Source organism: Pseudomonas sp. AC252 (genome assembly GCF_979258105.1).
Window position 1 is genome coordinate 5,646,573 of record NZ_OZ409837.1, and the last position, 18,537, is coordinate 5,665,109.

General features: G+C 60.5%; 16 protein-coding genes. All 16 read left to right on the forward strand.

Features of this window, described 5'->3' with window-relative positions; translation table 11 throughout:
• Window positions 1-40 precede the first annotated feature (40 nt).
• The 16 genes from ACZZZ4_RS25645 (at window position 41) to nuoM (ending at window position 18,534) form a co-directional block, all read left to right on the forward strand.
• On the forward strand, window positions 41-1,210 hold the full coding sequence (locus ACZZZ4_RS25645) for a ribosomal protein uL16 3-hydroxylase (RefSeq protein WP_016775274.1): 1,170 nt from the start codon (window positions 41-43) through the stop codon (window positions 1,208-1,210).
• Window positions 1,203-1,628 carry a GNAT family N-acetyltransferase gene (locus ACZZZ4_RS25650; RefSeq protein WP_463549120.1) on the forward strand — a complete coding sequence of 142 codons (426 nt, stop codon included), beginning with the start codon at window positions 1,203-1,205 and terminating at the stop codon, window positions 1,626-1,628. The genes ACZZZ4_RS25645 and ACZZZ4_RS25650 overlap by 8 nt, the downstream gene beginning before the upstream one ends.
• A 236-nt stretch (window positions 1,629-1,864) precedes the next feature.
• A complete protein-coding gene (locus ACZZZ4_RS25655) occupies window positions 1,865-2,626 on the forward strand; it encodes a secretin N-terminal domain-containing protein (protein WP_463549121.1) in 762 nt (253 codons plus the stop codon).
• Window positions 2,627-3,100: 474 nt separating this feature from the next.
• Window positions 3,101-4,426, forward strand: a complete 1,326-nt coding sequence (gene aceA, locus ACZZZ4_RS25660; RefSeq protein WP_016775277.1) for an isocitrate lyase — start codon at window positions 3,101-3,103, stop codon at window positions 4,424-4,426.
• Window positions 4,427-5,070: 644 nt separating this feature from the next.
• Window positions 5,071-5,484: an NADH-quinone oxidoreductase subunit A gene (locus ACZZZ4_RS25665; RefSeq protein WP_003223812.1), complete on the forward strand. Its 414-nt coding sequence runs from the start codon at window positions 5,071-5,073 to the stop codon at window positions 5,482-5,484.
• Window positions 5,485-5,494: 10 nt separating this feature from the next.
• Window positions 5,495-6,169, forward strand: a complete 675-nt coding sequence (locus ACZZZ4_RS25670) for a NuoB/complex I 20 kDa subunit family protein (protein ID WP_016775278.1) — start codon at window positions 5,495-5,497, stop codon at window positions 6,167-6,169.
• Window positions 6,170-6,238: 69 nt separating this feature from the next.
• Entirely contained in the window at window positions 6,239-8,023 is a 1,785-nt protein-coding gene (gene nuoC, locus ACZZZ4_RS25675; RefSeq protein WP_016775279.1) for an NADH-quinone oxidoreductase subunit C/D, read from the forward strand.
• A gap of 2 nt (window positions 8,024-8,025) precedes the next feature.
• A complete protein-coding gene (gene nuoE / locus ACZZZ4_RS25680; protein ID WP_003223804.1) occupies window positions 8,026-8,523 on the forward strand; it encodes an NADH-quinone oxidoreductase subunit NuoE in 498 nt (165 codons plus the stop codon).
• Window positions 8,520-9,875, forward strand: coding sequence for an NADH-quinone oxidoreductase subunit NuoF (gene nuoF, locus ACZZZ4_RS25685; protein WP_129999551.1), 1,356 nt, complete (start codon window positions 8,520-8,522; stop codon window positions 9,873-9,875). Before nuoE ends, nuoF begins: the two co-directional genes overlap by 4 nt.
• A 136-nt stretch (window positions 9,876-10,011) precedes the next feature.
• Window positions 10,012-12,726, forward strand: coding sequence for an NADH-quinone oxidoreductase subunit NuoG (nuoG, locus tag ACZZZ4_RS25690; RefSeq protein ID WP_463549122.1), 2,715 nt, complete (start codon window positions 10,012-10,014; stop codon window positions 12,724-12,726).
• Window positions 12,723-13,730, forward strand: coding sequence for an NADH-quinone oxidoreductase subunit NuoH (nuoH, locus tag ACZZZ4_RS25695; protein ID WP_016775282.1), 1,008 nt, complete (start codon window positions 12,723-12,725; stop codon window positions 13,728-13,730). Before nuoG ends, nuoH begins: the two co-directional genes overlap by 4 nt.
• 11 nt (window positions 13,731-13,741) lie before the next feature.
• Entirely contained in the window at window positions 13,742-14,290 is a 549-nt protein-coding gene (gene nuoI / locus ACZZZ4_RS25700) for an NADH-quinone oxidoreductase subunit NuoI (protein WP_016775283.1), read from the forward strand.
• A 9-nt stretch (window positions 14,291-14,299) separates the two neighbouring features.
• Window positions 14,300-14,800 carry an NADH-quinone oxidoreductase subunit J gene (gene nuoJ / locus ACZZZ4_RS25705; RefSeq protein WP_007951462.1) on the forward strand — a complete coding sequence of 167 codons (501 nt, stop codon included), beginning with the start codon at window positions 14,300-14,302 and terminating at the stop codon, window positions 14,798-14,800.
• 3 nt (window positions 14,801-14,803) lie between these two features.
• The gene (nuoK, locus tag ACZZZ4_RS25710) at window positions 14,804-15,112 is read left to right on the forward strand and encodes an NADH-quinone oxidoreductase subunit NuoK (protein ID WP_003180046.1); all 309 of its coding nucleotides are present in this window, start codon (window positions 14,804-14,806) and stop codon (window positions 15,110-15,112) included.
• Window positions 15,109-16,962, forward strand: a complete 1,854-nt coding sequence (gene nuoL / locus ACZZZ4_RS25715; protein ID WP_463549123.1) for an NADH-quinone oxidoreductase subunit L — start codon at window positions 15,109-15,111, stop codon at window positions 16,960-16,962. Before nuoK ends, nuoL begins: the two co-directional genes overlap by 4 nt.
• A 39-nt stretch (window positions 16,963-17,001) precedes the next feature.
• Window positions 17,002-18,534 carry an NADH-quinone oxidoreductase subunit M gene (gene nuoM / locus ACZZZ4_RS25720; RefSeq protein ID WP_016775285.1) on the forward strand — a complete coding sequence of 511 codons (1,533 nt, stop codon included), beginning with the start codon at window positions 17,002-17,004 and terminating at the stop codon, window positions 18,532-18,534.
• The last annotated feature ends 3 nt before the right edge of the window (window positions 18,535-18,537 follow it).

Consider the following 18,537-nt stretch of genomic DNA (forward strand, 5'->3'; position numbering starts at 1 on the left):
TTATTCCCGTCTAAAAAGTGCTTTTTTCAATAGGTTACATATGAATTCCGATATTCCTCTTCAACTTCTGGGCGGCCTCACTGCACGCGAGTTCCTGCGTGATTACTGGCAGAAAAAACCGCTGCTGATCCGTCAGGCGATTCCTGACTTCGAAAGCCCGATCGACGCCGACGAACTGGCCGGCCTGGCCCTGGAAGAAGAAGTCGAATCGCGCCTGGTCATCGAACACGGCGAGCGTCCGTGGGAACTGCGTCGCGGCCCGTTCGCCGAAGACGAGTTCAGCAAACTGCCAGAGAAAGAGTGGACCCTGCTGGTGCAGGCGGTTGATCAGTTCGTGCCGGAAGTCAGCGAACTGCTGGAAAACTTCCGCTTCCTGCCGAGCTGGCGCGTCGACGACGTGATGATCAGCTTCGCCGCCCCGGGTGGCAGCGTCGGTCCGCACTTCGACAACTACGACGTGTTCCTGCTGCAGGGCCACGGCAAGCGCAACTGGAAAATCGGCCAGATGTGCGATTCCGAGAGCCCGCTGCTGCAACATGCCGACCTGCGCATCCTTGCCGAATTCCACGAGACCGAAGAATGGGTGCTGGAGCCGGGCGACATGCTCTATCTGCCGCCGCGCCTGGCCCATTGCGGTGTCGCGGTCGACAACTGCATGACTTACTCGGTCGGTTTCCGCGCGCCAAGCGCCGCTGAAGTGCTGACCCACTTCACCGACTTCCTCAGCCAGTTCCTGACCGACGAAGAGCGCTACACCGATGCCGACGCCAAGCCGGCGGTCGATCCGCACCAGATTCAACACGATGCACTGGATCGCCTGAAAAGCCTGCTCGCCGAGCACATGAGCGACGAGCGCCTGCTGCTGACCTGGTTCGGCCAGTACATGACCGAGCCGCGCTACCCGGAACTGGTAGTCGGCCCGGAAGACGTCGAAGAAGAAGACTTCCTCGCCGCCCTGCAGGACGGCGCCGTACTGATTCGCAACCCGAGCGCACGTCTGGCCTGGTCGGAAGTCGACGACGATCTGCTGCTGTTCGCCAGCGGCCAGAGCCGTTACCTGCCGGGCAAGCTGCGCGAACTGCTGAAGCTGATCTGCGCCGCTGACGCCCTGCACGCCGACAACCTCGGCGAGTGGCTGAGCGATGAAGACGGCCGCAGCCTGCTCTGCGAGCTGGTCAAGCAAGGGAGCCTGGGGTTCGCTGATGAATAAAATTCGCGTTCGTGTCGCTGACTGGCTGAAGGATATCGCCGAGATCCGGCGCATTCGTGAAACGGTGTTCATCGCCGAACAATCGGTGCCACCCGAGCTTGAGTGGGACGCCGATGACGCGACTGCCGTGCATTTCCTGGCGTTCGAAGGCGACTTTCCGATCGGCACTGCGCGCTTGCTGCCTGATGGGCACATCGGCCGGGTTTCGGTGCTGAAAGACTGGCGTGGCATGAAGGTCGGTGATGCGCTGATGCAAGCGGTGATTGCCGAAGCCGAGGCGCGTGGCCTGAAACAGCAAAAGCTCAGCGCTCAGGTACAGGCCACGGCGTTCTATGAGCGCCTGGGTTTCAGCCTGGTCAGCGAAGAGTTTCTTGAGGCCGGGATTCCGCATGTCGACATGGTTCGGCATTCGGCTTAAGACCGCGGCGCGGCCTTCGCGAGCAGGCTCGCTCCCACAGGGGATCTGTGCCTGACACACAATTTGTGTCCGCTGGAGATCTCAGCGAGCCTGCTCGCGAAGAGGCCCGCCAGCACACCACAAAACGCCCCGCCATTTTCGGATGCCGGGGCGTTTTGCTGTCTACGATTCAACTTGCCCCACCCCGGGCCGACAAACTGGCAATATCAAGCCTTTCGAACGCGGAGATAACGGACATGTCCCTACGCACCCTGCTCACCACCCTGCTGCTCGGCTGCAGTTTTTCGGTGCTGGCAGCCACAGAAATCGTCCCCCTCAAATACCACACCAGCGCTGACATGCTGCCGGTGGCGCAGGACTTCATCGGCCAGGACGGCCAGGTCAGCGCTTACGGCAACCAACTGATCGTCAAAGCCGAGCCGGGCAAGATACAGGAACTGAAAAATCTGCTGGCGCAACTCGATACCGCTCCGAAGCGCTTGCTGATCACCGTCGACACCAACGAAAACAATGGCCGTGGCGACGAAGGCTATTCAGTCAACGGCGCTCAGCCGAACCAGACCCGGATCATCAGCCGCAGCACCACCAGTCGCAACGGTGGCGTTCAGCAAGTGCAGACCAGCGAAGGCACTCCTGCGCTGATTCAGGTTGGCCAGAGCGTGCCGATCACCAACACCCAAAGCGACTCCTACGGTGGCTACAGCAGCGAGACCCAATACCGCAACGTCACCCAGGGTTTCTACGTCACCGCCAGCGTCACCGGCGAGACCGTCCACCTGGCAATCAGTACCAACCGTGACCGCATGAGCCAGGAACGTCCCGATGTAGTGAACGTGCAAAGCACCGACACAACCGTCACCGGGCGCCTCGGTGAGTGGATCACTCTGGCGGGCGTTAATAGCCAGACTCAGGCCGACAAACAGGGCCTGACCCGCAGCTACTCGACTCAGGGCCGCGATGACATGACCTTGCGGGTGAAAGTCGACACGCTGGACTAAAGCACCGAAAACTGACTGATTAGTCGTATTAGACGAAAGATGTAGTGCTTGAAAAAAGCACTACAAAACGTTTGACGCGAAAAAAAGCGAAGGCATGATGGCCTCGCTCCCGCTAATCAGAGGCCTTGGCAAGGGCCTTCGAAGCGCCGTTCGCACCTACCCCGCGAACCGCTTCGTGTCTGTACCGCCCACAAGGCGTGTTTGACGAGGTTGCCGACTGGAACGAAGTTGTCCCGAGGGACGGAAGCGTATTTAGGTAACCCGGCTTCACGCTGTTGTCCGTATAAAGGCCCACGACGCCCGCATGCGCCCCGCAGTCCGCCACTACCTGCTCACTTTCCCCTCGAGCCCATCGTTCATCCCGTCGCCTACCCCGCCGAATCCGACTTGACCACCTAAGCTTCTGGTCAGCGAGCGCAGGAATTTTCCACCGCAGAACAACTTTTCATAAAAGACGCGACGAGGTTTATCTCCATGGCACTGACACGCGAACAGCAAATTGCAGCCCTCGAAAAAGACTGGGCCGAGAACCCGCGCTGGAAAGGCGTGACTCGCACTTACTCCGCTGCCGACGTGGTCCGCCTGCGTGGCTCGGTTCAGCCAGAGCACACCTTCGCGAAGATGGGCGCCGAGAAGCTGTGGAACCTGGTCACCCAGGGTGCCAAGCCGTCCTTCCGTCCAGAGAAAGATTTCGTCAACTGCATGGGCGCCCTGACTGGGGGCCAGGCTGTTCAGCAGGTCAAGGCCGGTATCCAGGCGATCTACCTGTCCGGCTGGCAGGTGGCTGCGGACAACAACTCCGCAGAATCCATGTACCCGGACCAGTCGCTGTACCCGGTGGACTCCGTACCAACCGTGGTCAAGCGCATCAACAACTCGTTCCGTCGTGCCGACCAGATCCAGTGGAAAGCTGGCAAGAACCCGGGCGACGATGGCTACATCGACTACTTCGCACCAATCGTGGCCGACGCTGAAGCCGGTTTCGGCGGTGTACTCAACGCCTACGAGCTGATGAAAAGCATGATCGAAGCCGGCGCCGCTGGCGTTCACTTCGAAGACCAACTGGCTTCGGTGAAGAAATGCGGCCACATGGGCGGCAAGGTTCTGGTGCCGACCCAGGAAGCTGTACAGAAGCTGACGGCTGCCCGTCTGGCCGCTGACGTTGCCGGTACGCCGACCATCATTCTGGCCCGCACCGACGCCAACGCGGCTGACCTGCTGACTTCCGACTGCGACCCGTACGATCAGCCGTTCGTGACCGGCGAGCGCACTCAGGAAGGTTTCTACAAGGTACGTGCCGGTCTGGATCAAGCGATCGCCCGTGGCCTGGCTTACGCGCCGTACGCCGACCTGATCTGGTGCGAAACCGCCAAGCCGGATCTGGAAGAAGCCCGTCGCTTCGCTGAAGCGATCAAAAAGGAATACCCGGACCAGCTGCTGTCGTACAACTGCTCGCCTTCCTTCAACTGGAAGAAGAACCTGGACGACGCGACCATCGCCAAGTTCCAGCGCGAACTGTCCGCCATGGGCTACAAGCACCAGTTCATCACCCTGGCCGGCATTCACAACATGTGGCACAGCATGTTCAACCTGGCGCACGACTACGCCCGCAACGACATGACTGCCTACGTGAAGCTGCAAGAGCAGGAATTCGCTGACGCCGCCAAGGGTTACACCTTCGTTGCGCACCAGCAGGAAGTGGGCACTGGCTACTTCGACGACATGACCACCGTGATCCAGGGCGGCTCGTCCTCGGTGACCGCGCTGACCGGTTCGACCGAAGAAGAACAGTTCCACTGATAAAGCTTCGCTGAGCAAACGGCCTTTGCGGATCGAATAAAAAGCTAACCGCAGAGCCGCAACACTGACGCCCCGACTGGATCGGGGCGTTTTTTTGCCTGAGACAATCTCCCAAACGCCACAACCCCCTGTGGGAGCGAGCTTGCTCGCGAAGGCGTCATATCAGTCACTATCCCTGTCGAATGATGAACCGCATTCGCGAGCAAGCTCGCTCCCACAGGGTCGGGGGTGATCGCGAATCAATACGTTGATCCAGAGCGGTACATCCGTCAGAAATTTCCGCTAAAACGGTAGGCCTCGCTACTTGCAGTAACGCGCAAGTAAGACAACTTCCCGGCCACTCACTCGTTAAACAGTTACAAAACCACTCCAAACGATATCAATTATCATTTAGCGGCAACTATGTTCGTTACAAACCCTACAAAACATAATTGATGGAAACCCGGCTAATGCCCGCAACGCATGGGCCGCAGGGCTGCGGACAAGCGCTATGTCCTTAATCCGGTAAATAATTTCGCCTTTGGAATTTTACTTGCCGGGTGTTTAGCCATAAAATCAGCCCGATTGATTGCTGCGACATATCGTCACTGCCTTATTTCTTTATCAAGCTCAGAGACCTTTGCTCTCTGTTAAGGATTACCAGCATGCCCGAAGCGACAGGACTCATGGCCCACAACTGGGGCTTTGCCATTTTCCTTCTGGGTGTCGTCGGCCTGTGTGCCTTCATGCTTGGCGTCTCCAGCCTCCTCGGGTCAAAAGCCTGGGGTCGCAGCAAAAACGAACCGTTCGAGTCGGGCATGCTACCTACCGGTGGCGCCCGCTTGCGGCTCTCAGCCAAATTCTATCTGGTCGCGATGCTCTTCGTGATCTTCGATATCGAAGCCCTCTTTCTCTTTGCATGGTCTGTGTCCGTCCGCGAAAGCGGCTGGACCGGATTCGTCGAAGCTCTCGTTTTCATAGCAATTCTGTTGGCAGGTCTTGTCTACCTGTTCCGAGTGGGCGCCCTTGACTGGGCTCCGGAAGCTCGTCGCAAGCGGCAGGCGAAGCTGAAACAATGAGGCTTTGGCAATGCAATACAATCTCACCAGGATCGACCCCGATGCTCCTAACGAGCAGTATCCGATTGGCCAGCGGGAAACCGTTGCCGATCCGTTAGAAGATCAAGTCCACAAAAACATTTTCATGGGCAAGCTGGAAGACGTGCTGAGTGGCGCGGTCAACTGGGGACGTAAGAACTCCCTGTGGCCATACAACTTCGGTCTGTCGTGCTGCTACGTGGAAATGACCACCGCCTTCACGGCGCCCCACGACATCGCGCGCTTTGGCGCCGAAGTGATCCGGGCCTCGCCGCGTCAGGCCGACTTCATGGTTATCGCCGGTACCTGCTTCATCAAGATGGCGCCGATCATTCAGCGTCTCTACGAGCAAATGCTCGAACCGAAATGGGTTATTTCCATGGGTTCGTGCGCCAACTCCGGCGGCATGTACGACATCTACTCCGTGGTTCAAGGGGTGGACAAGTTCTTGCCCGTGGACGTCTACGTACCTGGCTGCCCGCCCCGTCCGGAAGCATTTCTGCAAGGCTTGATGCTGTTGCAGGAATCGATTGGACAGGAGCGTCGTCCGCTTTCCTGGGTCGTTGGTGATCAAGGCGTCTATCGCGCCGACATGCCATCGCAGAAGGAACAGCGCCGCGAACAGCGAATCGCAGTCACCAATCTGCGCAGCCCTGACGAAGTCTGATCCAGTTCTGTTCCAAGTAACGAGAAGCTGGCTTCATTCTTTACGTTGACCGAAAGCGAAAAAATAACCATGACTACAGGCAGTGCTCTGTACATCCCGCCTTACAAGGCAGACGACCAGGATGTGGTCGTCGAACTGAACAACCGTTTTGGCGCCGAAGCGTTCACCGCGCAGGCAACCCGCACCGGCATGCCGGTGCTGTGGGTGGCCCGCGCCAGACTGGTTGAAGTCCTGACTTTCCTGCGCAACCTGCCCAAGCCGTACGTCATGCTCTATGACCTGCACGGCGTGGACGAGCGTCTGCGCACCAAGCGTCAAGGGCTGCCGACCGGCGCCGATTTCACCGTGTTCTATCACCTCATGTCGCTGGAGCGTAATAGTGACGTGATGATCAAGGTCGCCTTGTCCGAAGGCGACCTCAGCATGCCGTCCGTCACCAGCATCTGGCCGAACGCCAACTGGTACGAGCGCGAAGTCTGGGACATGTTCGGCATCGACTTCAAAGGCCACCCGCACCTGTCGCGCATCATGATGCCGCCGACGTGGGAAGGTCACCCGCTGCGCAAGGACTTCCCGGCGCGCGCCACCGAATTCGACCCATACAGCCTCAACCTCGCCAAGCAGCAGCTGGAAGAGGAAGCCGCGCGTTTCCGTCCGGAAGATTGGGGCATGAAGCGTTCCGGTGCCAACGAGGACTACATGTTCCTCAACCTAGGCCCGAACCACCCTTCGGCGCACGGTGCGTTCCGCATCATCCTGCAGCTGGACGGCGAAGAGATCGTCGATTGCGTCCCGGACATCGGTTACCACCACCGTGGCGCCGAGAAGATGGGCGAGCGTCAGTCCTGGCACAGCTACATCCCGTACACCGACCGCATCGACTACCTCGGCGGCGTGATGAACAACCTGCCGTACGTGCTCTCGGTCGAGAAGCTGGCCGGCATCAAGGTGCCGCAGAAAGTCGACGTCATCCGCATCATGATGGCCGAGTTCTTCCGGATCACCAGTCACCTGCTGTTCCTGGGTACCTACATCCAGGACGTCGGCGCCATGACCCCGGTGTTCTTCACCTTCACCGACCGCCAGAAGGCGTACACGGTGATCGAGGCGATTACCGGTTTCCGTCTGCACCCGGCCTGGTATCGCATCGGCGGCGTCGCCCACGACCTGCCGCGCGGCTGGGAAAAACTGGTCAAGGACTTCGTCGAGTGGATGCCCAAGCGTCTGGATGAATACACCAAGGCTGCCCTGCAGAACAGCATCCTCAAGGGTCGTACCATCGGCGTTGCCGCCTACAACACCAAAGAGGCCCTGGAATGGGGCGTCACCGGTGCCGGCCTGCGTTCGACCGGTTGCGATTTCGACCTGCGCAAGGCGCGTCCGTACTCGGGCTACGAGAACTTCGAATTCGAAGTGCCGCTGGCCGTCAACGGCGATGCCTACGACCGCTGCATGGTTCGCGTCGAAGAGATGCGCCAGAGCATCAAGATCATCGATCAATGCATGCGCAACATGCCGGAAGGCCCGTACAAGGCGGATCACCCGCTAACCACGCCGCCGCCCAAAGAGCGCACGCTGCAGCACATCGAAACCCTGATCACGCACTTCCTGCAGGTTTCGTGGGGCCCGGTCATGCCAGCCAACGAATCCTTCCAGATGATCGAAGCGACCAAGGGCATCAACAGTTATTACCTGACGAGCGACGGCGGCACCATGAGCTACCGTACCCGGATCCGTACTCCGAGCTTCCCGCATCTGCAGCAGATCCCTTCGGTGATCAAAGGCAGCATGGTCGCGGACTTGATTGCGTACCTGGGTAGTATCGACTTCGTTATGGCCGACGTGGACCGCTAAGCATGAACAGCACGCTTATCCAGACAGACCGTTTCACCTTGAGCGAAACCGAGCGCTCGGCCATCGAGCATGAGCTGCATCACTACGAAGACCCGCGCGCGGCGTCGATCGAAGCCCTGAAGATCGTCCAGAAAGAACGCGGCTGGGTGCCGGATGGCGCCCTCTACGCGATCGGCGAGATCCTCGGCATCCCGGCCAGCGACGTTGAAGGCGTGGCGACGTTTTACAGCCAGATCTTCCGTCAGCCGGTCGGCCGCCACATCATTCGCGTCTGCGACAGCATGGTCTGCTACATCGGTGGCCACGAGTCGGTGGTCAGCGAAATCCAGAACAATCTGGGCATCGGCCTGGGTCAGACCACCGCCGACGGTCGTTTCACCCTGCTGCCTGTCTGCTGCCTCGGCAACTGCGACAAGGCGCCGGCGCTGATGATCGACGACGACACCTTTGGCGACGTGCAGCCTGCTGGCGTGGCCAAACTGCTCGAGGGCTACGTATGACCCTGACATCTTTTGGTCCAGCCAACCGCATTCAGCGTTCGGCCGAGACTCACCCGCTGACCTGGCGTCTGCGCGATGACGGCGAAGCCGTGTGGCTCGACGAGTATCAGGCCAAGAACGGCTACGCCGCTGCGCGTAAAGCCTTCGCCGACATGGATCAGGACGCCATCGTCCAGACCGTGAAAGACGCCGGCCTCAAGGGTCGCGGCGGTGCAGGCTTCCCCACTGGTGTGAAGTGGGGCCTGATGCCCAAGGACGAATCCATCAACATCCGCTACCTGCTGTGCAACGCGGATGAAATGGAGCCGAACACCTGGAAAGACCGCATGCTGATGGAGCAACTGCCCCATCTGCTGATCGAAGGCATGCTCATCAGTGCCCGCGCGCTGAAAACCTACCGTGGCTACATCTTCCTGCGCGGCGAATACACCACCGCCGCCAAGCACCTCAACCGTGCAGTGGAAGAAGCCAAGGCGGCCGGCCTGCTGGGCAAGAACATTCTGGGCAGCGGTTTCGATTTCGAGCTGTTCGTCCACACCGGCGCCGGGCGTTACATCTGCGGTGAAGAAACCGCACTGATCAACTCCCTCGAAGGCCGCCGCGCCAACCCGCGCTCCAAGCCGCCCTTCCCTGCCGCCGTCGGCGTGTGGGGCAAGCCGACCTGCGTGAACAACGTCGAAACCCTGTGCAACGTGCCGGCGATCATCGCTGACGGCGTTGACTGGTACAAATCGTTGGCCCGCGAAGGTTCCGAAGACATGGGCACCAAGCTCATGGGCTTCTCCGGCAAGGTCAAGAACCCGGGCCTGTGGGAACTGCCATTCGGCATCACAGGTCGCGAACTGTTCGAAGACTATGCCGGCGGCATGCGCGACGGCTTCAAGCTCAAGGCCTGGCAGCCAGGCGGTGCCGGTACCGGTTTCCTCCTGCCCGAGCACCTCGACGCACAAATGTATGCCGGCGGCATCGCCAAAGTGGGCACCCGTATGGGTACCGGTCTGGCGATGGCGGTGGACGACAGCGTCAACATGGTCTCGCTGCTGCGCAACATGGAGCAGTTCTTCGCTCGCGAATCCTGCGGTTTCTGCACCCCGTGCCGCGATGGTCTGCCATGGAGCGTCAAGCTGCTGATGGCCATCGAACAGGGCAAGGGCCAGCCAGGCGACATCGAGACGCTGCTGGGCCTGGTCGGTTTCCTCGGCCCGGGCAAGACCTTCTGTGCTCACGCACCGGGAGCCGTGGAGCCATTGGGCAGCGCGATCAAATACTTCCGTCCAGAGTTCGAAGCCGGTATCGCGCCTGTCAGCGCCGCCGTCCCGCCTCTGGCAAGGCCGATCGTAATCGGCGCGTAAACGCTTAAAAAGGCGAAGGGTCCGTGCCCTTCGCCTTTCGTCCGATGACGCCCTTCGGGGCTGTTTGGATTCGGACGCATAACAAGATTCCATTAGCCACGCCCGCTGACACCGGGCCAACGAAGACCTTTGAACCATGGCCACTATCCACGTAGACGGCAAAGCGCTCGAAGTCGACGGGGCAGACAACCTGTTACAGGCATGTCTGTCGCTGGGCCTCGACATTCCATATTTCTGCTGGCACCCCGCGCTTGGTAGCGTTGGAGCCTGCCGCCAGTGCGCGGTCAAGCAGTACACCGACGAGAACGACACCCGTGGTCGCATCGTCATGTCCTGCATGACCCCGGCCACCGACAACACCTGGATCTCCATCGACGATGAAGAATCCAAGGCGTTCCGCGCCAGCGTTGTCGAATGGCTGATGACCAACCACCCGCACGACTGCCCGGTATGCGAGGAAGGCGGTCACTGCCACCTGCAAGACATGACGGTGATGACCGGCCACAACGAGCGCCGTTATCGCTTCAGCAAACGCACCCACCAGAACCAGCAACTTGGGCCGTTCATTTCCCACGAAATGAACCGCTGCATCGCTTGCTACCGCTGCGTGCGTTTCTATAAAGACTACGCCGGCGGCACTGACCTCGGTGTGTTCGGCGCCCACGACAACGTGTACTTCGGTCGCGTTGAGGACGGCACCCTCGAAAGCGAATTCTCCGGCAACCTCACCGAGGTCTGCCCGACCGGTGTGTTCACCGACAAGACTCACTCCGAGCGCTACAACCGCAAGTGGGACATGCAGTTCGCGCCGAGCATCTGCCATGGCTGCTCGAGCGGTTGCAACATCTCCCCGGGCGAGCGTTACGGTGAGCTGCGTCGCATCGAAAACCGTTTCAACGGTTCGGTGAACCAGTACTTCCTCTGCGACCGTGGCCGCTTCGGTTATGGCTACGTCAACCGCACCGACCGCCCACGTCAGCCGCTGCTGGCCGATGGCACCAAGCTCAGCCTCGACGCTGCGCTGGACAAAGCCGCCGACCTGCTGCGCGGACGCAACATCGTCGGCATCGGTTCGCCGCGCGCCAGTCTTGAAAGCAACTACGCGTTGCGCGAACTGGTCGGTGCCGAGCACTTCTATTCGGGTATCGAAGCCTCCGAGCTGGAGCGCATCCGTCTGGTCCTGCAGGTGCTGAACGACAGCCCGCTGCCAGTGCCGAACATGCGCGACATCGAAGATCATGACGCGATTTTCGTCCTCGGCGAAGACCTGACCCAGACCGCCGCGCGTATGGCGCTGGCCCTGCGTCAGTCGGTCAAGGGCAAGGCTGAAGACATGGCCGAAGCCATGCGCGTTCAGCCTTGGCTCGACGCGGCGGTGAAGAACATCGGTCAGCACGCGCTGAACCCACTGTTTATCGCCAGCCTCGCCGAAACCAAGCTCGACGACGTTGCCGAAGAGTGCGTACACGCCGCTCCAGATGACCTGGCACGCATCGGTTTCGCCGTGGCTCACGCGCTGGATGCCAGCGCTCCGGCCGTCGAAGGTCTGGACGCCGAAGCCCTGGAACTGGCGCAGCGCATCGCCGATGCCCTGCTCGCCGCCAAGCGTCCGCTGATCATCGCCGGTACTTCGCTGGGCTCCAAAGCCTTGATCGAAGCTGCCGCGAACATCGCCAAAGCCCTGAAGCTGCGCGAGAAGAACGGTTCGATCAGCCTGATCGTGCCGGAAGCCAACAGCCTCGGTCTGGCCATGCTCGGTGGCGAATCGGTCGACGCCGCGCTGCAAGCGGTCATCGATGGCCAGGCCGACGCGATCGTCGTGCTGGAAAACGATCTGTACACCCGCACTGCCAAAGCCAAGGTCGATGCTGCGCTGAACGCCGCGAAAGTGGTGATTGTTGCCGACCATCAGAAAACCGCCACCACCGATCGCGCGCACCTGGTGCTGCCTGCGGCGAGTTTCGCCGAGGGCGACGGTACGCTGGTCAGCCAGGAAGGCCGCGCCCAGCGCTTCTTCCAGGTTTTCGATCCGCAATACCTGGACGCGAGCATTCTGGTGCACGAAGGCTGGCGCTGGCTGCACGCCCTGCGCGCGACCCTGCTGAACCAGGCGATCGACTGGACGCAACTCGACCACGTCACCGCTGCCGTGGCTTCGAGCACCGCGCAACTGGCACGTATCGTCGATGCTGCACCGTCGGCTGCTTTCCGCATCAAGGGTCTGAAACTGGCCCGTGAGCCGCTGCGTTATTCCGGGCGCACCGCAATGCGCGCCGATATCAGCGTTCACGAACCACGCACCCCGCAAGACCAGGACACCGCCTTCGCCTTCTCCATGGAAGGTTACTCGGGCTCCGCCGAACCGCGTCAGCAGGTGCCATTCGCATGGTCGCCGGGCTGGAACTCGCCACAAGCGTGGAACAAGTTCCAGGACGAAGTCGGTGGTCACCTGCGCGCTGGCGATCCGGGCACCCGCCTGATCGAAAGCACTGGCGATTCGCTGAGCTGGTTCGCTGCTGCGCCGCGTGCGTTCAACCCGGCGCCGGGTACCTGGCAAGCCGTGCCGTTCTTCCACCTGTTTGGCAGCGAAGAGAACTCTTCGAAAGCCGCACCGGTGCAAGAGCGCATTCCGGCTCCGTACGTTGCTCTGGCCAAGTCGGAAGCGGATCGTCTGGGCGTCAATGACGGTGCCCTGCTGAGCCTGAATGTCGCCGGCCAGACCCTGCGTCTGCCGCTGCGCATCAATGAAGAACTGGGCGCCGGTCTGGTGGCATTGCCTGCGGGCATCGCCGGCATTCCACCGGCATTCGCCGGCGTATCCGTCGACGGTCTGCAGGAGGCAGCGCAATGACCTGGTTCACCCCTGAAGTGATCGATGTGATCCTGACGGTCATCAAAGCCATCGTGATTCTGCTGGCCGTAGTGGTCGCGGGCGCCTTGCTGAGCTTTGTCGAACGTCGCCTGCTGGGCTGGTGGCAGGACCGTTACGGTCCGAACCGCGTTGGCCCGTTCGGCATGTTCCAGATCGCCGCCGACATGCTGAAGATGTTCTTCAAGGAAGACTGGACCCCGCCGTTTGCCGACAAGGTGATCTTCACCCTGGCGCCGGTGGTGGCCATGTCCGCCCTGCTGATTGCCTTTGCGATCATCCCGATCACCCCGACCTGGGGCGTGGCGGATCTGAACATCGGTCTGCTGTTCTTCTTCGCCATGGCCGGTCTGTCGGTGTACGCGGTGCTGTTCGCCGGCTGGTCGAGCAACAACAAGTTCGCCCTGCTCGGCAGCTTGCGTGCCTCGGCGCAGACCGTGTCCTACGAAGTGTTCATGGGCCTGGCCCTGATGGGCATCGTGGTGCAGGTCGGCTCGTTCAACATGCGCGACATCGTCGAATACCAGGCACAGAACCTGTGGTTCATCATTCCGCAGTTCTTCGGCTTCTGTACCTTCTTCATCGCTGGCGTCGCCGTGACTCACCGTCACCCGTTCGACCAGCCGGAAGCGGAACAGGAACTGGCCGACGGTTACCACATTGAATACGCCGGTATGAAATGGGGCATGTTCTTCGTCGGTGAATACATCGGCATCATCCTGATCTCGGCGCTGCTGGTCACCCTGTTCTTCGGTGGCTGGCACGGTCCGTTCGGCATCCTGCCGCAACTGTCCTTCGTCTGGTTCGCACTGAAGACCGCGTTCTTCATCATGCTGTTCATCCTGCTGCGCGCTTCCATCCCGCGTCCGCGTTATGACCAGGTGATGGATTTCAGCTGGAAATTCTGCCTGCCACTGACCCTGATCAATTTGCTGGTGACCGCTGCGGTTGTGTTGATGAACACGCCTGCGGTTGCGGTTCAGTGAGGATTTGACCCATGTTCAAATATATTGGCGACATCGTTAAGGGTACCGGTACCCAGTTGCGCAGCCTGGTCATGGTCTTCGGCCATGGCTTTCGCAAGCGCGACACCCTGCAATACCCAGAGGAGCAGGTCTACCTGCCGCCGCGTTACCGTGGCCGCATCGTCCTGACCCGCGACCCCGATGGCGAAGAACGCTGCGTAGCCTGCAACCTGTGCGCCGTGGCCTGCCCGGTGGGTTGCATCTCGCTGCAGAAAGCTGAAACCGAAGACGGTCGCTGGTACCCGGACTTCTTCCGGATCAACTTCTCGCGCTGCATTTTCTGCGGTCTCTGCGAGGAAGCCTGCCCGACCACCGCGATCCAGCTGACCCCGGATTTCGAGATGGCCGAGTTCAAACGTCAGGACCTGGTGTACGAGAAAGAAGATCTTTTGATCTCTGGCCCCGGCAAAAACCCTGATTACAACTTCTATCGTGTTGCAGGTATGGCAATCGCTGGCAAGCCTAAAGGCGCTGCGCAGAACGAAGCCGAACCGATCAACGTGAAGAGCTTGCTGCCTTAAGGAAGAACGATGGAATTCGCTTTCTATTTCGCATCGGGTATTGCTGTGGTGTCCACGCTGCGTGTGGTCACCAACACCAACCCTGTGCACGCCCTGCTCTACCTGATCATCTCGTTGATCGCCGTGGCCATGACCTTCTTCGCCCTCGGCGCACCGTTTGCCGGTGTGCTGGAAGTGATCGCCTACGCCGGCGCCATCATGGTGCTGTTTGTGTTCGTGGTGATGATGCTCAACCTCGGTCCCGCCTCGGTGCAACAGGAACGCACCTGGCTCAAGCCCGGCATCTGGGCAGGACCGGTGATTCTTGCCGCGCTGCTGCTGGCCGAACTGCTGTATGTGCTGTTCGCTCACCAGAGCGGCCAGGCCATCGGCCACACCACCGTAGACGCGAAAGCCGTGGGCATCAGCCTGTTCGGCCCGTACCTGCTGGTGGTCGAACTCGCCTCGATGCTGCTGCTCGCCGCAGCCGTCACGGCGTTCCATTTGGGCCGTAACGAGGCGAAGGAGTAAGACATGCCTGCTATCCCTCTCGAACATGGACTGGCCGTCGCCGGCATCCTGTTCTGCCTTGGTCTGGTCGGCCTGATGGTCCGCCGCAACATTTTGTTCGTGTTGATGAGTCTGGAAGTGATGATGAACGCCTCTGCCCTGGCCTTCATCGTCGCGGGCGCCCGCTGGGCGCAGCCGGATGGACAGATCATGTTCATCCTGGTGATCAGCCTTGCCGCAGCCGAGGCCAGTATTGGCCTGGCGATCCTGCTGCAACTGTATCGCCGCTTCCACACGCTCGATATCGACGCTGCCAGTGAGATGCGCGGATGAACCTACTCTTTCTGACTTTCGTATTCCCTCTGATCGGGTTCCTGTTGCTGTCGTTCTCGCGCGGCCGCTTCTCGGAAAACCTCTCGGCACTGATCGGTGTCGGCTCGATCGGCCTGTCGGCCATCGTCACCGCTTACGTGATCTGGCAATTCAACGTCGCACCGCCGGAGGGTGGCGTGTACACCCAGGTGCTGTGGCGCTGGATGTCGGTGGAAGGTTTCCAGCCGAACTTCGCGCTGTACCTGGATGGCCTGTCGGTGACCATGCTCGGTGTGGTCGTCGGCGTCGGCTTCCTGATCCACCTGTTCGCGTCCTGGTACATGCGTGGTGAAGACGGTTACTCGCGCTTCTTCTCGTACACCAACCTGTTCATCGCCAGCATGCTGTTCCTGATCCTCGGCGATAACCTGCTGTTCATCTACTTCGGCTGGGAAGGCGTGGGCCTGTGCTCGTACCTGTTGATCGGTTTCTACTACAGCAACCGCAACAACGGTAACGCCGCACTCAAGGCCTTCATCGTTACCCGCATCGGCGACGTGTTCATGGCCATCGGCCTGTTCATCCTGTTCCAGCAATTGGGCACGCTGAACGTCCAGGAACTGCTGGTACGTGCGCCGGAGCACTTCAAGGTCGGCGACTTCTGGATCGTCCTGGCAACATTGATGCTGCTCGGCGGTGCTGTCGGCAAATCGGCGCAACTGCCGCTGCAAACCTGGCTCGCGGATGCGATGGCCGGCCCTACCCCGGTTTCGGCACTGATCCACGCCGCGACCATGGTCACCGCCGGTGTCTACCTGATTGCCCGTACCCACGGTCTGTTTGCGCTGGCGCCGGACATCCTGCATCTCGTCGGCATCGTCGGTGGTGTAACGCTGGTACTGGCCGGTTTCGCCGCGCTGGTGCAGACCGACATCAAACGTATCCTCGCCTACTCGACCATGAGCCAGATCGGCTACATGTTCCTGGCACTCGGCGTGGGCGCGTGGGAAGGCGCGATCTTCCACCTGATGACCCACGCCTTCTTCAAGGCTCTGTTGTTCCTTGCTTCCGGTGCGGTGATCGTTGCCTGCCACCACGAGCAGAACATCTTCAAGATGGGCGGTCTGTGGAAGAAACTGCCACTGGCCTACGCCAGCTTCATCGTCGGTGGTGCTGCGCTGGCCGCTCTGCCACTGGTTACCGCTGGCTTCTACTCCAAGGACGAAATCCTCTGGGAAGCGTTCGCCAGCGGCAACCAGGGTCTGCTTTACGCAGGTCTGGTCGGTGCGTTCATGACTTCGCTGTACACCTTCCGCCTGATCTTCATCGCGTTCCACGGTGAAGCCAAGACCGAAGCCCACGCCGGCCACGGCATTGCCCATTGGCTGCCACTGTCGGTGTTGATCGTGCTGTCGACTTTCGTCGGCGCGATGATCGTGCCGCCGCTGCATGGCGTACTGCCAGAAAGCGTCGGGCATGCCGGTGGTGAAGCCAAGCACAGTCTGGAAATCGCCTCGGGCGCCATCGCCCTGGCCGGTATCCTGCTGGCAGCGCTGCTGTTCCTCGGCAAGCGTCGCTTCGTCACGGCAATCGCCAACAGCGGCATCGGCCGTTTCCTTTCGGCCTGGTGGTTCGCTGCCTGGGGCTTCGACTGGATCTACGACAAACTGTTCGTCAAGCCGTACCTTGCGATCAGCCATGTACTGCGCAAAGACCCGCTCGACCAGACCATCGGTCTGATCCCGCGTATGGCCAAGGGTGGTCACACTGCCCTGAGCCGCACCGAGACCGGTCAACTGCGTTGGTACGCCGCCTCGATGGCTGCTGGTGCCGTGCTGGTGATCGGCGCCATCGTGCTGGTAGCGGTCTGATATGAACCTTGCGAATTTGCGAAAGGAAACGAGCCCGTCATGATTCTGCCTTGGCTAATCCTGATCCCCTTCATCGGCGGCCTGCTGTGCTGGATGGGTGAGCGCTTCGGCGCTACCCTCCCGCGCTGGATTGCGCTGTTGACCATGACCCTGGAACTCGCACTCGGCCTCTGGCTGTGGGCCCACGGTGACTATTCATTCGCACCGGCGCCGGGCGCCGATCCGACCTGGGCGCTTGAGTTCAAGCATGTCTGGATCCAGCGTTTCGGCATCAACGTGCACCTGGCCCTCGACGGCCTGTCGCTGTTGATGATCCTGCTGACCGGCCTGCTGGGTATCCTCTCGGTACTTTGCTCGTGGAAAGAGATTCAACGTCACGTTGGCTTCTTCCACCTGAACCTGATGTGGATCCTGGGCGGCGTCGTTGGCGTGTTCCTCGCCCTCGACCTGTTCATGTTCTTCTTCTTCTGGGAAATGATGCTGGTGCCGATGTACTTCCTCATCGCGCTCTGGGGTCACAGTTCTTCGGACGGCAAGAAAACCCGGATCTACGCAGCGACCAAATTCTTCATCTTCACTCAGGCGTCCGGCCTGATCATGCTGGTGGCGATCCTCGGCCTGGTGCTGGTCAACTTCAACAACACCGGCGTGATCACCTTCAACTACGCCGACCTGTTGAAAACCAAGATGTCGATGACCACCGAGTACATTCTGATGCTCGGCTTCTTCATCGCCTTCGCGGTCAAGCTGCCAGTGGTTCCGTTCCACTCCTGGCTGCCTGATGCTCACGCCCAGGCACCGACTGCCGGTTCCGTCGACCTCGCCGGTATCCTGCTGAAAACTGCGGCCTACGGTCTGCTGCGTTTCGCCCTGCCGCTGTTCCCGAACGCTTCGGCCGAGTTTGCGCCGATCGCCATGACCCTCGGTCTGATCGGGATTTTCTACGGCGCGTTCCTGGCGTTCGCCCAAACCGACATCAAGCGTCTGATTGCCTTCTCTTCCGTCTCCCACATGGGTTTCGTGTTGATCGGCATCTACTCCGGCAGCCAACTGGCGCTGCAAGGCGCCGTAATCCAGATGCTCGCGCACGGTCTGTCGGCAGCGGCACTGTTTATCCTCAGCGGTCAGTTGTACGAGCGCCTGCACACTCGTGACATGCGTGAGATGGGCGGTCTGTGGTCGCGTATCGCGTATCTGCCGGCGATCAGCCTGTTCTTCGCGGCAGCGTCGCTGGGCTTGCCGGGCACCGGTAACTTTGTCGGCGAGTTCCTGATCCTGATCGGTTCCTTCGCCAGCGCTCCATGGGTCACGGCGATTGCCACTTCCGGTCTGGTGTTCGGTTCGGTCTACTCGCTGATCATGATCCACCGTGCCTACTTCGGCCCGTCGAAATCCGACGCGGTGCTGCACGGCATGGACGCGCGCGAACTGATCATGGTGCTCGGTCTGGCGGTGTTGCTGATTTACCTCGGCGTCTATCCGCAACCGTTCCTCGACACCTCTGCCGCCACCATGCATGGCGTGCAGCAGTGGCTCGGCACCGCCTTCTCTCAACTCGCTTCGGCCCGGTAAGAG